We start from the raw sequence: 13,979 nt of genomic DNA on the forward strand, positions 1-13,979 counted from the left end.
AGCTGGGGTGGTATGATCAACGGTCTGATGACCCTGTCGGGTGCATGGGACAAACTGCGCACCGACCCGGTTATCCGTATGATGGTGATCTCGATCGGTTTCTACGGCATGTCGACCTTTGAAGGTCCGATGATGTCGATCCGCGCTGTGAACTCACTGTCGCACTATACTGACTGGACCATTGGTCACGTACACTCTGGTGCGCTTGGTTGGAACGGCATGATCACCTTTGGTGCGCTGTACTATCTGGTGCCAAAACTGTGGAACCGTGAACGTCTGTATTCGAACCAGCTGGTGTCCTGGCACTTCTGGCTCGCCACGATCGGCATCGTTCTTTATGCGGCGTCCATGTGGGTCACCGGTATCATGGAAGGCCTGATGTGGCGTGAAGTTGACGCCAATGGCTTCCTTGTTTGGAGCTTTGCCGACACCGTAGGTGCCAAATTCCCGATGTATGTTGTCCGCGCTCTGGGTGGTGTGATGTTCGTCGCTGGTGCCGTGATCATGGTCTACAACTTGTGGATGACCGCAAAAGCAGCCCCGGCAGTCGATGCCGAAGCCGCTAATGCGCACGCCACACCGGCCGAATAAGGAGGACCGGATACATGGCAATTCTCGACAAACACGCTGTCCTCGAGAAAAATGTTACCCTTTTGGCAATCTTTGCCTTCCTGGTGGTAACAATCGGTGGGCTGGTGCAGATCGTACCGCTCTTCTATCTCGAGAACACAATTGAGGATGTAGAGGGCATGCGCCCCTACACCCCTCTCGAACTGACTGGTCGCGACATCTACATCCGCGAAGGCTGCTATGTCTGCCACTCGCAGATGATCCGCCCGATGCGCGACGAAGTCGAACGTTACGGTCACTACTCTCTGGCGGCGGAATCGAAGTACGATCACCCGTTCCAGTGGGGTTCCAAGCGGACAGGTCCTGATCTGGCGCGCGTTGGTGGCCGTTACTCTGACGAATGGCAGATCGACCACCTGCGTGACCCGCAGTCGGTTGTTCCGGAATCGGTGATGCCAAAGTACGGCTTCCTCGAAGCCAAGCTCGTCGAAGGCGAATATGTGGCTGACCTGCTGAAAACGCATCGTCTTGTGGGGGTTCCTTACACCCAAGAGATGATCGACAACGCTCAGGCCGACTTTGCCGCTCAGGCGGACCCCGACAGTGACTATGACGGGCTGCTTGAACGCTACGGTGACAATGTCAACGTTCGCAACTTTGATGACCGGGCTGGCATTTCCGAAGCCGACGCTCTGGTTGCCTATCTGCAAATGCTTGGCACGTTGGTCGACTTCTCGACCTTCACGCCTGACGCAAGCCGCTAGGGGGGACTATGGAAACCTATTCTTTCCTTCGTGAGCTTGCCGATAGTTGGGCTTTGCTGGTCATGTTCGCTGTCTTCATCGGAATCGCCCTCTGGGCGTTCCGACCCGGCAGCCGAGCCGTCCATGAGGACACGGCCAACATCCCCTTCCGTCATGATGATAAACCGGCGCCCGACCTTGGCGCCCCCGCCGAACATTAAGGAGGCGAGGAACACATGAGTGACAAGAAAAAAGACGATCTCGACTATGAGACAACCGGCCACTCTTGGGACGGCATCAAGGAATACAACAAACCGCTTCCAAAGTGGTGGGTGTGGACCTTTTATGCGACCATCGTTTGGGGCATCGGTTATGTCATCGCCTATCCGGCATGGCCACTAATCAACGGGGCAACGCCCGGTGTGCTTGGCTATTCCACCCGTGGCGAAGTCGCGACTGAAATCGCCCGTGTCGAAGATCAGAATGCTGCGATCAACGCCAAATTGGCTGGGACCGAGCTGACTGAAATCGCGGCCGATGCGGAACTGCATACCTATGCCAACAATGCTGGCTCTGCGGTGTTCAAAACCTGGTGTGCCCAGTGCCACGGTTCTGGTGCGGCGGGGGCCAAAGGCTATCCCAACCTGCTGGACGATGACTGGCTCTGGGGTGGGTCGATCGAGGATATCCACGCCACGATCAGCCACGGTATTCGCAACGAAACCGACGACGACGCGCGTTACTCGGAAATGCCCGCATTTGGGCGTGACGAGCTGTTGGAAAAAGAAGAGATCGCTCAGCTAGCGAACTTTGTCCAACTGTTGTCCGGTGACACCCCTCAGGATGCCGCCGCCGCCGAAGCGGGCAAGGTGCTGTTTGAAGACAACTGCTCCTCTTGCCACGCCGAAGACGGTACCGGTGACGTGAGCCAAGGTGCCCCGAACCTTACGGACGCGATTTGGCTCTTTGGTGGCAGCTATGACGACATCTTTGAGACAATCACCAACGCTCGTTTTGGTGTGATGCCCTCATGGACCGAACGTCTGGACGAAGCCGAAATTCGCGCCGTGGCATCATATGTCCATGGTTTGGGCGGCGGTGAAGCCTCAGAGTAACTGACCGAGAAATCAATCAGTTGAAAACAATCGGACCCCCGGCCATTGCGGTCGGGGGTCTTTTTCTTGTCGCGGTCTTGCCCCGGCCAATGACGCCAAAGGGCAAAGTCAGAACCCAATGCGACGACATCTGCGGATTTGCGCTTTGGTCGCGCCAAACAGCGACCGCAATCAGAGTGCGTTGACCTCTCAAGCCCCGTGCCTGCGCCCAAATGGAACTTGCCCCCAAAAAAACGTCTCCGATCCCCAAAAATATGGCGGTCAACACCGCCGAGCTTGACACAAGTCAAGGTGAATCGCCGGCCATCCTGTCAAATTCGGATCAGAAAGATTGGGGCCCTCCCCCCGATCAATAATATACCCCAACCCTCGGGTCGGGGCGTATTGCGCCGATGTCCTGTCCTGTTCGCGCGTTTCCTAGGGCATCGGCGCATTTATTTCCCATTCTATGACAACCAGCCACGCCGAAACATCATCCGGCGGCGCGTTTTGGCCTCTTGTTCACGGCGACGATCCGCTTCGTGAATAGGGGTTTGTGGGTGCTCATCCGCAAACCTATGTAAGTCTCGGCGGCAGGCAGTCATAAAGCTTTGTGCATATATTGTGAACATGTCACCCTCTTGATTTGATGATTTCCTTATGAAAACCTCACACAAACTACGGAACCACGCGAGTCAGGGATAATTCAGATGTGTAAGGTCAGATTACAATGAATTGGGGGCAACTCCCTCCGATGGCGGCGCTACGGGCCTTTGGGGCATTTGCCCAGACCGGGTCGATGACGGCGGCCGGTGCCAAGCTCAATGTGACCCATGCCGCCATTAGCCAGCAAATCCGCCAGCTTGAGGCGCATTTAAATGTCCCGCTTTTGGAACGGCAGGGCAAAAAACTTTCCCTAACCGAAGACGGCGAGACCCTGGCCAGAACGCTGGACACCGCCTTTACCGCCATTTTTGAAACGGTCGAACAGCTGACAACGCAGGAACAAGAACGCCCGGTTCAAATTTCTTGCACCTCAAGTTTTGCTGCCGATTGGCTTATGCCCAGATTGGCAAGCTTCCGGAAAAAACACCCAGACATCAGCATGATGATTGACCCAAACCCCACGTTGGTCGACCTCACTCCGGGGGGAATTGACGTGGCAATTCGATACGGAAACGGGGATTGGCCCGGCTATTCGTCCACCGCCTTGATCCATGCGCCCCTTGCGCTGGTCGGCACACCCGATCTTGTTCGGAACTACCAAAAGGACGACCCGGATGGCCTCGCTGATCTGCCATGGCTCAATGAATTTGGCACAAACGAAGCCTCGCGTTGGATGGAACGCCACGGGATTCGCCCCGGCAAGGCGAAATCCATCACCAATGTGCCGGGAAATCTTGTTCTCGAAGGCATTCGCCGTGGGCAAGGCGTGGCGATGGTCACCCGCATGATGGTCGAAGACGACATCGCCGCCGGGCGGCTAAGCGTTTTGTTCGAAGAAGACAGGGGGGCAAGCTATCATCTTGTCACCCGGCCGGGTGTTCAGCGTCCGGCGCTCAGGGCATTTTGTCGCTGGATCTTGGCACAGGCCACAAAAACCTAAATCAAAGATTCAGAATTTGATGCAGGTCAATGCTGCGCCTGCACTGAGTTGGGAAAACCAATATTGATAAAACCCCTTAACGGAGCGATTCCCCGTGTCCGACAATAATGCCACCCCTCCCTCCCTATACGCCGCCCGTGAACCGGTGTTTCCAAAACGCGTCACTGGCGCCTTTCGGAACCTGAAATGGGTTATCATGCTGGTCACATTGGGGATTTACTACCTAACCCCTTGGATTCGCTGGGACCGGGGGCCGGAACTTCCGGATCAGGCCGTTCTTATCGACTTGGCCAACCGACGTTTCTATTTCTTCTGGATCGAGATTTGGTCACACGAGTTTTATTTCGTTGCTGGCTTGTTGATCATGGCTGGCTTGGGGCTCTTCCTCTTCACCTCGGCCTTGGGCCGGGTGTGGTGCGGCTATGCTTGCCCACAAACCGTATGGACGGACTTGTTTATTCTAGTCGAACGTTGGATCGAAGGGGATCGCAACGCCCGCCTGCGCCTACATCGTCAGAAAAAATGGGATGTCCGCAAAGCGCGGCTGCGCGTCACGAAATACATCTCTTGGTTCCTGATCGGGCTCGCCACCGGCGGGGCTTGGGTGTTCTATTTCGCCGATGCGCCAACGCTTTTGGTTGATTTGGTCACCGGCCAGGCACACCCCGTCGCCTACACAACCATGTTGGTTTTGACCGCCACCACCTTCTTTTTTGGGGGCATCGCCCGCGAACAGATTTGTATCTACGCCTGTCCTTGGCCCCGCATTCAAGCGGCGATGATGGACGAAGACACGTTGACCATTGGCTATCGCGACTGGCGTGGTGAACCGCGTGGCAAGCTGCGCAAGAAAAAGGACGACAGTCAGGAAACCGGCGATTGTATTGACTGTATGGCCTGCGTGAACGTCTGTCCGATGGGGATCGACATTCGCGATGGTCAACAGATGGAATGCATAACCTGTGGTCTGTGCATCGACGCCTGTGACGACATGATGGACAAAATCGGCAAACCGCGCGGTTTGATCGACTACCTTGCCGCCTCTGATGAACCAAAAGAGCGCGCCGGCAACCCGCCTCGCCCGGTTTGGAGCCATATTTTCCGGGTCCGCACCATGATGTACACCACGCTTTGGTCTCTGGTCGGGGTTGGCTTGGTCTTTGCCTTGTTCATTCGGCCTGAAATCGAAATGACCGTCGCCCCGGTGCGCAATCCGATCTACGTCACCATGTCAGATGGCTCGATCCGCAACACCTATGAGGTGCGGTTGCTCAACAAACACGGCGAAGATCGCCCGTTCCGCATGACACTCAAAGGTGATCCGTCGCTCCATATCCAACTCGAAGGCACGCCCTATGAGACCGTCACCGTCAACGCGAACGAGACGTTGCTGCAAAAGGTCCATGTCATTGCGCCGCGCCATTCGGACCCTGCTGCGATGGAACGCGTCGACATCCGCCTTTGGGTCGAAGATTTGACCACAGGCGACCGAGCGCATAACGATACTGTATTCAACGGGCGGGCCGACAAATGACCAAAACCGAACGTAAATTAACCGGCTGGCATGTCTTGGCGATTTTTGGTGGGGCCTTTGGTGTCATCATCGCCGTCAACCTTGTCTTGGCCTTTAGCGCTGTGAAAACCTTTCCGGGGTTGGAGACCAAGAATTCCTATGTCGCAAGCCAGACGTTTGACAAACGCCGCGCCGCGCAAGAAGGGCTTGGTTGGGATGTTGGGGCCAAACATGTGGGCGGCTTGCTGATCCTGTCGATTGCCGAACAGGATGGTACGCCGGTGCAGGTGGGCAAGCTTGAGGCGACCCTTGGGCGCCCCACCCATGTCAAAGATGACCGCAGCCCGGATTTTCAGTTTGATGGCCGGTCCTATGTGGCCCGCGAAACGCTTGCCCCCGGCAATTGGAACATCCGCATGAAAGCCACCGCGCTTGATGGCACCCCGTTTGAACAACGTGTTGTTTTTATCGTTGAGGACTAGACCATGACCGCTGCGATACGCCCTCAGGCCTCGGCCTGCCCTGCTTGTTCTGCGGCCCCAGCGGCCGAAGCTTTGGCTGCGGCTCAGGAACCAACTGAGGCGCATATCGTTCTATCCCTGCCGACAATTCATTGCGCGGCCTGTATGTCGACGGTGGAACAGGCTTTGAACGCCTCGGATGCCGTGCGATCGGCGCGGGTCAATCTTACCATGAAACGGGTCAGCATCGAAGCCGACCCGGATCTCACCGCCGCGGATATCATTCCGCTGGTCGAAGGCGCGGGCTATGAGGCCCATGAGCTTGACACCACCGCCATCACCGCCACGCACACCGACCGCGCCGGGCGCGAGTTGCTGATGCGGCTTGCGGTGGCGGGATTTGCCTCGATGAACGTGATGTTGCTATCGGTGGCGGTCTGGTCGGGGGCCGAAGGGCCAACCCGCGACATGTTCCATTGGATTTCGGCGGCCATCGTCATCCCCGCCGTCGCCTTTTCCGCCCAGCCGTTTTTCAAAAACGCTTGGACCGCGCTGAAGGCCGGGCATCTCAACATGGATGTGCCCATTTCATTGGCCATTCTGCTGGCACTGGTCACCTCGCTTTGGGAAACCTCGCTGTCTGGCGAGCATGCCTATTTTGACGCGGCTATGGCGCTGACCTTCTTTTTGTTGACGGGTCGTTACCTTGATCATCGCACCCGCTCTGTTGCCCGGTCCGCCGCCGAAGAGCTTGCTGCACTCGAAGTGCCACGTGCTTGGCGGGTGAGCGATACCGGAGAGGAACAGGTCAACGTCGCTGAGCTTCGCGTCGGCGACATCCTTCGCGTGCGACCCGGTGGCCGGATGCCGGTGGACGGAGAAATCGTTGAGGGCACGTCGGAGCTTGATCGCTCACTTTTGACCGGGGAAACCTTGCCGGTGTTTGCAGAGCCCGGCACCATTATCAGCGCAGGCGAAGTGAACCTAACGGGGCCGCTTTTGGTGCGCGCCTCGGCTGTGGGGCGCGACACGTCCTTGCACCGGATGGCCGATCTGGTCGCCGTGGCGGAATCCGGGCGCTCGCGCTACACGTCGCTGGCGGATAAGGCGGCGAAACTCTATGCGCCCGGCGTTCACATCCTATCGGCACTGGCCTTTGTCGGCTGGTACCTGTGGTCCGGAGATTTGCGCATTGCGCTGAATATTGCCGCCGCGGTTTTGATCATCACCTGCCCCTGCGCCTTGGGTTTGGCGGTTCCAGCGGTAACAACCGCCGCCTCGGGCCGTCTTTTCAAACAGGGGTTGTTGATCAAAGACGCCACCGCCTTGGAACGTTTGGCCCAGATCGACACGGTGGTGTTCGACAAAACCGGTACCTTGACCGCAGGCACTCCGGACCTGACCAACCTTGATGATTTCACCCGCCGCGATTTGGAAATCGCCCTAGCGCTGTCACAAGGGTCGGCGCATCCGCTGTCGCAGTCCCTGACCTCCACCGCCCGCGCGGCAGGCATCGCGCCGGCCGATGTCACCGATATTCAAGAGGTTCCCGGACACGGCACACAAGGCCAATGGCAAGGGCAGATGGTCCGCCTTGGTCGCGCCGCATGGGTTGGCGCAGGCAGCCACGCCATGACCTCGGCGTGGTTGCGGGTCGGCGATGGCCCGGCCCAGGCCTTTACCTTTACCGACCGGCTCCGGGATGGGGCCGAAGAGGCGGTGCGCGCCTTACAAGAGAGCGGCAAGAAAGTGATCTTGATGTCGGGCGATACCACGGCGGCGGTTGAAGCACTCGCCACTCGGCTTGGCATCGAACAATGGCTGGCCGAAGCCCTGCCCCAAGACAAAGCCACGCGAATTGAGGCGCTTACCGAACAAGGTGCCAAGGTTTTGATGGTTGGCGATGGGTTAAACGATACGGCGGCGCTTACGGCGGCCCATGCCTCGATCTCTCCGGCCTCGGCCTTGGACGCGGCCCGCGTGGCGTCGGATATTGTGTTATTGGGCGGCACGCTTGACCCGATCCCCGACGCGATTGACACCGCTGGCAAGGCCACCCGCCGCATCCGCGAAAATTTCACCATCGCCACTTGGTACAACATCATCGCCGTGCCTTTGGCCATTGCCGGGCTGTGTTCGCCGCTGATCGCCGCCTTGGCGATGTCGGCAAGTTCGATTACAGTCTCGCTTAACGCGCTGCGCCTGAGGTAACCACCTGTGAATATCCTAACTTATCTGATCCCGATCTCTTTGGTGCTTGGCTGTGCTGGCTTGGGCTTTTTCGTGTTTACCCTGCGCTCAAACCAATATGATGACCCAGAAGGCGACGCTCAGCGGATTTTGTCCGGTGACTACGACGACAAACCCAAAGGTTAGACGCCTATAGAAACGCGGTTTCGCGTTTTATGATGTCACGATCCTGAGCAATAACTTCGGCTTCGTGTCGGTGCAAAGCGGGCCGAATGAGGCGATACTCCCGATCTTTGATCACCTCGTGAATTTCGGCGCGCTCCCCCTCATCCAGAAGGGTTTCTATGGCGTCGCCGGGCATCAAGCTTTCGCAGGGTGCGCCTTGCGCCAAGAGAATATCGTGCCGATCCAATAAGATATGCACGTAAACAACCGTTGGCTTTTGCACCTGCCGGATGCGTTTGCCATCGACCAAGGCAATGGCCGGGACCAACACCTCGCGTTCGCCAAAATGCAACTCGGCACTATTTGAGCTAATCAAAACACGGTGTTGCGGAGACAGTTTGACAGGCGCAAAATTTCCAATACTGCCGATTGGGAACCGAACCGGGGCCGATGCCCCCTCGCCCGAAATGGTTTTGCGACCAATCCAAAGGATTTCACGCGCAATCCCGCCCATGGTGCACACCGTTTCACCAACCTTCAGCTGACCAGCGCGCACATATCCACGCGGTGTGGCAATCTGAGTGGATTTCTCAAAACAGATGTATGTATGGTCATAGTTCGGATCTTGATCCGTGGTGTAGAAATTGGGCGGATTAGATGGGCCGTAGTAGGTCCAATACCAATTTTCGAGGTCGAAATCCGGTGTCCAAATAACCTGAACGGTTTCGCCGCCGTCGGTCCCCTCAAACACAATGGCACCGCCGGTATCCGGCGCGGCATCACTGCGCACAACCACAGCATCGACAAGATTGCCGCCGCCATGACCCGACCATGTGATGTCATAGGTGTCACCAACCTCAAATAACCGCGGATCCGGATCGCCATCCTTGGTCGTGATTTGCAAATCTGTCGTGGAATTTGGCGGATGATCAAACCGAGATTGGCCGGCAACAATGTCGACATTGCTGCCGGTCGCAACAGCAAAGGAGTTGTCCCCCCCATTCATTGTAAATGATGCGACCATTGACCCGACTCCGACAATAGACGCCATCATCGCAGATCAAACCTAAGCTTTGGTTACCTTGCGCTCACTTCACACAGGCAAAGCCGTTGTTTTAAACACTGTTCTAAGTGCAAAGCTCGATTGCATCTGGGCCACGCCGGGCAAGCGGGTGAGGTATTGGCGGTGGATGCGGGCGAAATCTTCGGTGTCTTCGGCGACAACTTTCAAAATGTAGTCCGCCGTGCCCGCCATCAGGTGGCATTCCAAAACATCCGGGACCCGCGCCACCGCCTTTTCAAAAGCGTCAAGCACTTCATCAGCCTGAGCGCTAAGCTTGATTTCCACAAAAACCGTGCTCGGCATCCCCAATTTACGCGCATCCAATAGCGCAACGTAGTCTTTGACATATCCGTCGCTCTCGAGCCGCTGCACCCGCCGATGGCAGGCCGAGGCCGAAAGATTCACCTCATCCGACAGGTCAGAATTGGAAATCCGCCCCTTACGTTGAATCACCCTTAAGATACGTCGATCTGTCTCGTCCAAGGCCATGTGCGCGCACTTTCTTCGTTTGGAGCAAAAGTTTTCGAAGATTCTTCGAATGTTCCCGCTAACTACGCAGCAAATTCGCAGGGAAATTGCAAGCCATTTCAACCATGCTTAAAAAATAGGCAAATGGAGAATGGCTATGAAAATCGGATGCCCCACAGAGATCAAACCACAGGAATTTCGGGTCGGTCTAACACCCAACGCCGCACGCGAGGCCGTGGGACATGGCCATCAGGTGGTTGTGCAAAAAGGCGCCGGCATCGGGGCTGGCTTTTCGGATGATGATTATGTGGCCGCAGGTGCCGCAATTATCGACACCGCAGAGGAGATTTTTGCCACCGCTGATATGATCGTCAAGGTCAAGGAACCACAAGCCGGTGAGCGCAAAATGCTGCGCGAAGATCAGCTTTTGTTCACCTATTTGCACCTTGCCCCCGACCCAGATCAAACCAACGATCTCATTGCGTCGGGCTGTACGGCCATCGCCTATGAAACCGTGACCGACAACAACGGTGGTCTGCCGCTTTTGGCGCCGATGTCCGAAGTCGCTGGGCGTTTGGCCCCGCAAGTGGGCAGCTGGACCTTGCAAAAGGCCAATGGTGGTCGCGGCGTGTTGATGGGCGGCGTGCCCGGCGTTGGCCCAGCCAAAGTTGTTGTGATTGGTGGCGGGGTTGTTGGCACCCATGCGGCCAAAATCGCGGCGGGTATGGGCGCGGATGTCACCGTGCTTGACCGGTCCATCCCGCGTTTGCGTTACCTTGATGACGTGTTTGGTGGCACGTTCAAAAACCAGTATTCCACCGCCGGTGCCACCGCAGAGCTTATCCAAGAGGCGGATATGGTGATTGGTGCGGTTCTGATCCCGGGAGCGGCCGCGCCCAAGTTGATTTCGCGCGCCCAGCTTTCAACGATGAAACCCGGCGCGGCCCTTGTGGATGTGGCGATTGATCAGGGCGGGTGTTTTGAAACCTCCAAGGCGACCACCCATGCGGACCCGGTCTATGAGGTTGACGGCATTATGCATTATTGCGTCGCCAATATGCCCGGAGCGGTTGCACGCACCTCGACCATCGCGCTTGGCAACGCCACGATGCCCTTCATGTTGGCCCTGGCCGACAAGGGCTGGCGTCAGGCCTGTGCCGATGATCCGCATCTGTTGAACGGTCTCAATGTCCATGCCGGCAAGCTAACCTATGACGCGGTTGGCAAGGCTCTGGGGATGGACGTGACCTCCCCCCAGTTGGTGCTCAAAGCGGCCTAAACCGTTTTATGCACCCGGTGCCACCCCAACGCGTCCCCTAAGTGCGAGGGGTGGCACCCCATATTTCTGCCGAAAGGCGCGGGAAAACGCCTCGGATGAAGCGTATCCATAACGACGTGAAACCGCGTCAACGCGTTGACCTTGTTGCAAATCTTGGCGCGCTACGGTCAAACGCCATTGCCGCAGATAGGCCATTGGGGATTGTCCCACCTTTTGCGAAAACAGCTCAGAAAACCGCGAGGGCGACAGGCCCGCCTCGACCGCCAAATCACCGCTTGACCAACCATGACCGGGGCGATTGTGCATAGCGACGATGGCCCGCGACAAACGCAGGTCGGTCAGACCGGCCAAGACCCCGATTTGATCGCACCCGGTGTCGAACTGGAACCGCAAAAGGCGCACGATCAGCACCTCGGCCAAGCGGCGCAATACCGAGGCCGACCCACAGCGATGCGCCTCGGCCTCCCATTTCAATGCAACCGCAAGCCCCATCAGATCCGGCGTTTCAATCGGCATCTCGATTCGCGCCGGTAACCCGGTTTCAAGCGGGTTCTCCACCGTGCCCCAATCGACCCGCGCCGCAAACTGTGCGCTCGGAAAGGCCTGTGGTTTTTGCAGGAACAAAACGGAGCGAGGGCCGCTGTTATCGCCCAGAATAACCAGATTGGCCGGGGCATCCGCAACCGGAGTGATGGCCACATCAAAGCGTTCGATTAAGTCGGCTAGGCGGTCAGGTCGGGCGGGCGCGCATTTGCTCATTCGGATTTTCTGCTAGATATTTCGGATTTTCATTACAGAAAATCGCGCAATATGACCCCATCGTCAAGTTCTAATAGGAATACACCCATGTTGATGCCCCGTCAGAAAACCCCCGGTCTCACCCTGCCCACACTGGACAATGGCCAGTTTGACCTTGCGCAGGAAACGTCCGAGCGCGGAACCTTGGTGTGTTTTTATCGTGGGTTGCATTGCCCCATTTGCGCGACATACCTGACCGAGCTGCAAAAACTGCTCCCTGCCTTTGCTGAACGCGGCGTTGGGGCCATTGCGGTGAGCTCGGACAATGAAGAACGCGCCCGTGGTATGGCCGACAAAATCGACGCCAAAGAGTTGCGTATTGCCTATGATCTACCACTGGATCAGGCGCGTGATTGGGGACTCTATATTTCGACCTCGCGCGGTAAAACCTCGATTGGCATCGAAGAACCCGCGCTCTTCTCGGAACCCGGCCTGTTTTTGGTAACACCCGAACAGACCCTGTATTTTGGCACCGTGCAAACCATGCCGTTTATGCGTCCGCATTTCTCGGAGTTGGTTGGAGCCTTAGATTTCGCCATTGCCAACAACTATCCGGCACGTGGCGAATATACCGCTGCGGTCTAATCCAAAAAAGGGGCCCTGCTGGGCCCCTTTCCTTTGCGCCATATCCGGCACTTATTTCTTAAGCGAGTCGCGGATTTCGACAAGAATATCCAGCTCGGTTGGGCCTGCTGGGGCCTCTTCTTTTGGCTCTTCTGGCTCTTCGGCGGCGGCTTTGGCTTTGTTGACCATTTTCACCAGCATAAAGACCACAAAGGCGATGATCAGGAAGTTGATGATCGCCATGATAAAGCGACCAATGGCGAAAACCGGCGCGCCGGCTTCTTCGGCGGCGGCCAATGTCGCGTAGTCTTTGCCGTCCAGCGCATAGAACCATTCGCTAAAATCAATACCGCCCATAAACAGACCGATGATCGGGTTGATCAAATCGCCAACCAACGATGTGACGATCGCGGTGAACGCCGCCCCGATGATAATACCAACCGCCATATCCATGACGTTGCCCTTGGCAATAAAGTCCTTGAATTCCTGAATCATGTCCCACGTCCCCGTTTTTGATTAGAGCAGGCCCACCGCCTGCGCGCGCATAGTTAACACGAGCAAACTTTGACCACGCAACAGGGTATTTGGAAAAGAGGGAATTTAGATACAGGTTTCCCTCATAGACATAACGTCAGATGCGATTACGCCGGGAGTTCTCCGGTTTGGACGTAGCGCAGGATTTGCACAACTTGGTCGGGTGTGCGCGCCACGGCCAATGCGGCGGCATCGACTTCTTTGAGGGCGTGATCGTGATCTGGTTGTTGCAAGATGATAAGCGATTTGCCCAGCGCGCTGGCATATCCGGCATCAAAGGCGGCATTCCATTGGCGATATTTCTCGCCAAAACGCACCACAACAACATCCGCCTCTTCGATCATCTTGCGCGTCCGAATGGCGTTCATCTGTGCGCCTTTATGATCATGCCAGAATTTGTTGTCCTCGGCCCCAAGGATCGCAACACCGCAGTCATCCGATGCCGCGTGATCGGTGTTGGGGGCCGAAAAGACCACATCAAGGCCATCGGCCCCATTGATGATCTGTTCGCGCCAATCGGTGTGAATTTCGCCGCTGAGGTAAACATGGAATGTCATAGCAAGGCCTTTTCGCTGGATTTTGCGGTAAGATAGCCGCCCGCGCCAGATTGGCAATCACGCATCTGACACGGGGCTTACCGCTGCCAAAACCGCTTTTTCTTGGGCTTGGATGCTTTGATATGGGCGCGCAGGTCGGTAAATCCGCCGATCTTTTGACCGTCGATAAAAATCAAAGGCGTTGTTGCGATGTGATGCTTGTCTTTGAAGGCGTCGGTTTCGTCGCGCGTTCTCAAGATGTGCTCTTCGATCTCGAAACCTTCTTTGCGCAATAGATCGCGCGCAGCGGTGCCATAGCCGCAAGTGTAGTTCGGCAATTCCATTCGGTACAAAACGGCTTTGGGCATCGTGATCTCCTTGAACAGATCCTTACA

At 56.7% G+C, this 13,979-nt stretch carries 16 protein-coding genes and 1 pseudogene; 11 read left to right on the forward strand and 6 right to left on the reverse strand.

Features of this window, described 5'->3' with window-relative positions; genetic code table 11:
- From AC5EFR_RS09525 to ccoS, 9 genes and pseudogenes are all read left to right on the forward strand, one after another.
- A pseudogene (locus AC5EFR_RS09525) lies at nucleotides 1-591 on the forward strand (cbb3-type cytochrome c oxidase subunit I); the annotation flags it as partial.
- Nucleotides 592-605: 14 nt separating this feature from the next.
- Nucleotides 606-1,334 carry a cytochrome-c oxidase, cbb3-type subunit II gene (ccoO, locus tag AC5EFR_RS09530; RefSeq protein WP_299920972.1) on the forward strand — a complete coding sequence of 243 codons (729 nt, stop codon included), beginning with the start codon at nucleotides 606-608 and terminating at the stop codon, nucleotides 1,332-1,334.
- A gap of 8 nt (nucleotides 1,335-1,342) precedes the next feature.
- A complete protein-coding gene (locus AC5EFR_RS09535; RefSeq protein WP_299920974.1) occupies nucleotides 1,343-1,534 on the forward strand; it encodes a cbb3-type cytochrome oxidase subunit 3 in 192 nt (63 codons plus the stop codon).
- A gap of 15 nt (nucleotides 1,535-1,549) precedes the next feature.
- Nucleotides 1,550-2,428 carry a cytochrome-c oxidase, cbb3-type subunit III gene (gene ccoP / locus AC5EFR_RS09540; RefSeq protein WP_493575608.1) on the forward strand — a complete coding sequence of 293 codons (879 nt, stop codon included), beginning with the start codon at nucleotides 1,550-1,552 and terminating at the stop codon, nucleotides 2,426-2,428.
- A gap of 709 nt (nucleotides 2,429-3,137) precedes the next feature.
- Complete coding sequence (locus tag AC5EFR_RS09545) at nucleotides 3,138-4,013, forward strand: LysR family transcriptional regulator (protein WP_493575609.1); 876 nt, start codon at nucleotides 3,138-3,140, stop codon at nucleotides 4,011-4,013.
- Nucleotides 4,014-4,107: 94 nt separating this feature from the next.
- Nucleotides 4,108-5,547, forward strand: a complete 1,440-nt coding sequence (ccoG, locus tag AC5EFR_RS09550; RefSeq protein WP_493575610.1) for a cytochrome c oxidase accessory protein CcoG — start codon at nucleotides 4,108-4,110, stop codon at nucleotides 5,545-5,547.
- The gene (locus AC5EFR_RS09555; RefSeq protein ID WP_493575611.1) at nucleotides 5,544-6,008 is read left to right on the forward strand and encodes a FixH family protein; all 465 of its coding nucleotides are present in this window, start codon (nucleotides 5,544-5,546) and stop codon (nucleotides 6,006-6,008) included. The genes ccoG and AC5EFR_RS09555 overlap by 4 nt, the downstream gene beginning before the upstream one ends.
- 3 nt (nucleotides 6,009-6,011) lie before the next feature.
- On the forward strand, nucleotides 6,012-8,198 hold the full coding sequence (locus AC5EFR_RS09560) for a heavy metal translocating P-type ATPase (protein ID WP_493575612.1): 2,187 nt from the start codon (nucleotides 6,012-6,014) through the stop codon (nucleotides 8,196-8,198).
- 6 nt (nucleotides 8,199-8,204) lie between these two features.
- Nucleotides 8,205-8,363: a cbb3-type cytochrome oxidase assembly protein CcoS gene (ccoS, locus tag AC5EFR_RS09565; protein ID WP_299920988.1), complete on the forward strand. Its 159-nt coding sequence runs from the start codon at nucleotides 8,205-8,207 to the stop codon at nucleotides 8,361-8,363.
- A 4-nt stretch (nucleotides 8,364-8,367) separates the two neighbouring features.
- Here ccoS and AC5EFR_RS09570 read toward each other — a convergent pair whose 3' ends face one another.
- Both AC5EFR_RS09570 and AC5EFR_RS09575 read right to left on the reverse strand, forming a co-directional pair.
- Nucleotides 8,368-9,348 carry a Hint domain-containing protein gene (locus tag AC5EFR_RS09570; RefSeq protein WP_493575613.1) on the reverse strand — a complete coding sequence of 327 codons (981 nt, stop codon included), beginning with the start codon at nucleotides 9,346-9,348 and terminating at the stop codon, nucleotides 8,368-8,370.
- A gap of 87 nt (nucleotides 9,349-9,435) precedes the next feature.
- Nucleotides 9,436-9,894: an Lrp/AsnC family transcriptional regulator gene (locus AC5EFR_RS09575; RefSeq protein WP_493575614.1), complete on the reverse strand. Its 459-nt coding sequence runs from the start codon at nucleotides 9,892-9,894 to the stop codon at nucleotides 9,436-9,438.
- A gap of 136 nt (nucleotides 9,895-10,030) precedes the next feature.
- On the opposite strand from AC5EFR_RS09575, the gene ald reads away from it, so the two are divergent.
- Nucleotides 10,031-11,152, forward strand: coding sequence for an alanine dehydrogenase (gene ald / locus AC5EFR_RS09580; protein WP_493575660.1), 1,122 nt, complete (start codon nucleotides 10,031-10,033; stop codon nucleotides 11,150-11,152).
- Between the two features lie 6 nt (nucleotides 11,153-11,158).
- Here ald and AC5EFR_RS09585 read toward each other — a convergent pair whose 3' ends face one another.
- Entirely contained in the window at nucleotides 11,159-11,911 is a 753-nt protein-coding gene (locus AC5EFR_RS09585) for a helix-turn-helix transcriptional regulator (RefSeq protein ID WP_493575615.1), read from the reverse strand.
- 87 nt (nucleotides 11,912-11,998) lie between these two features.
- On the opposite strand from AC5EFR_RS09585, the gene AC5EFR_RS09590 reads away from it, so the two are divergent.
- Entirely contained in the window at nucleotides 11,999-12,535 is a 537-nt protein-coding gene (locus AC5EFR_RS09590) for a peroxiredoxin-like family protein (protein ID WP_493575616.1), read from the forward strand.
- 51 nt (nucleotides 12,536-12,586) lie between these two features.
- On the opposite strand, the gene mscL is transcribed toward AC5EFR_RS09590, so the two are convergent.
- The 3 genes from mscL to AC5EFR_RS09605 form a co-directional block, all read right to left on the reverse strand.
- Nucleotides 12,587-13,009, reverse strand: coding sequence for a large conductance mechanosensitive channel protein MscL (mscL, locus tag AC5EFR_RS09595; RefSeq protein ID WP_493575617.1), 423 nt, complete (start codon nucleotides 13,007-13,009; stop codon nucleotides 12,587-12,589).
- A 146-nt stretch (nucleotides 13,010-13,155) separates the two neighbouring features.
- Nucleotides 13,156-13,605 (reverse strand): YtoQ family protein, encoded by a 450-nt coding sequence (locus tag AC5EFR_RS09600; protein WP_493575618.1) that lies wholly within the window; start codon nucleotides 13,603-13,605, stop codon nucleotides 13,156-13,158.
- A gap of 77 nt (nucleotides 13,606-13,682) precedes the next feature.
- Entirely contained in the window at nucleotides 13,683-13,952 is a 270-nt protein-coding gene (locus tag AC5EFR_RS09605; RefSeq protein WP_299921004.1) for a glutaredoxin family protein, read from the reverse strand.
- Nucleotides 13,953-13,979 lie beyond the last annotated feature (27 nt).

Source organism: Pelagimonas sp. (genome assembly GCF_058892305.1).

Bases quoted from the DNA above. Each gene is read 5' to 3' on its own strand.
- ccoO (WP_299920972.1), top strand. From the start codon at position 606: ATGGCAATTCTCGACAAACACGCTGTCCTCGAGAAAAATGTTACCCTT.
- AC5EFR_RS09600 (WP_493575618.1), bottom strand. From the start codon at position 13,605: ATGACATTCCATGTTTACCTCAGCGGCGAAATTCACACCGATTGGCGC.
- AC5EFR_RS09555 (WP_493575611.1), top strand. From the start codon at position 5,544: ATGACCAAAACCGAACGTAAATTAACCGGCTGGCATGTCTTGGCGATT.
- AC5EFR_RS09545 (WP_493575609.1), top strand. From the start codon at position 3,138: ATGAATTGGGGGCAACTCCCTCCGATGGCGGCGCTACGGGCCTTTGGG.
- ald (WP_493575660.1), top strand. From the start codon at position 10,031: ATGAAAATCGGATGCCCCACAGAGATCAAACCACAGGAATTTCGGGTC.
- AC5EFR_RS09570 (WP_493575613.1), bottom strand. From the start codon at position 9,348: ATGAATGGGGGGGACAACTCCTTTGCTGTTGCGACCGGCAGCAATGTC.
- AC5EFR_RS09605 (WP_299921004.1), bottom strand. From the start codon at position 13,952: ATGCCCAAAGCCGTTTTGTACCGAATGGAATTGCCGAACTACACTTGC.
- mscL (WP_493575617.1), bottom strand. From the start codon at position 13,009: ATGATTCAGGAATTCAAGGACTTTATTGCCAAGGGCAACGTCATGGAT.
- AC5EFR_RS09590 (WP_493575616.1), top strand. From the start codon at position 11,999: ATGTTGATGCCCCGTCAGAAAACCCCCGGTCTCACCCTGCCCACACTG.
- AC5EFR_RS09585 (WP_493575615.1), bottom strand. From the start codon at position 11,911: ATGAGCAAATGCGCGCCCGCCCGACCTGACCGCCTAGCCGACTTAATC.
- AC5EFR_RS09535 (WP_299920974.1), top strand. From the start codon at position 1,343: ATGGAAACCTATTCTTTCCTTCGTGAGCTTGCCGATAGTTGGGCTTTG.
- AC5EFR_RS09575 (WP_493575614.1), bottom strand. From the start codon at position 9,894: ATGGCCTTGGACGAGACAGATCGACGTATCTTAAGGGTGATTCAACGT.
- AC5EFR_RS09560 (WP_493575612.1), top strand. From the start codon at position 6,012: ATGACCGCTGCGATACGCCCTCAGGCCTCGGCCTGCCCTGCTTGTTCT.
- ccoP (WP_493575608.1), top strand. From the start codon at position 1,550: ATGAGTGACAAGAAAAAAGACGATCTCGACTATGAGACAACCGGCCAC.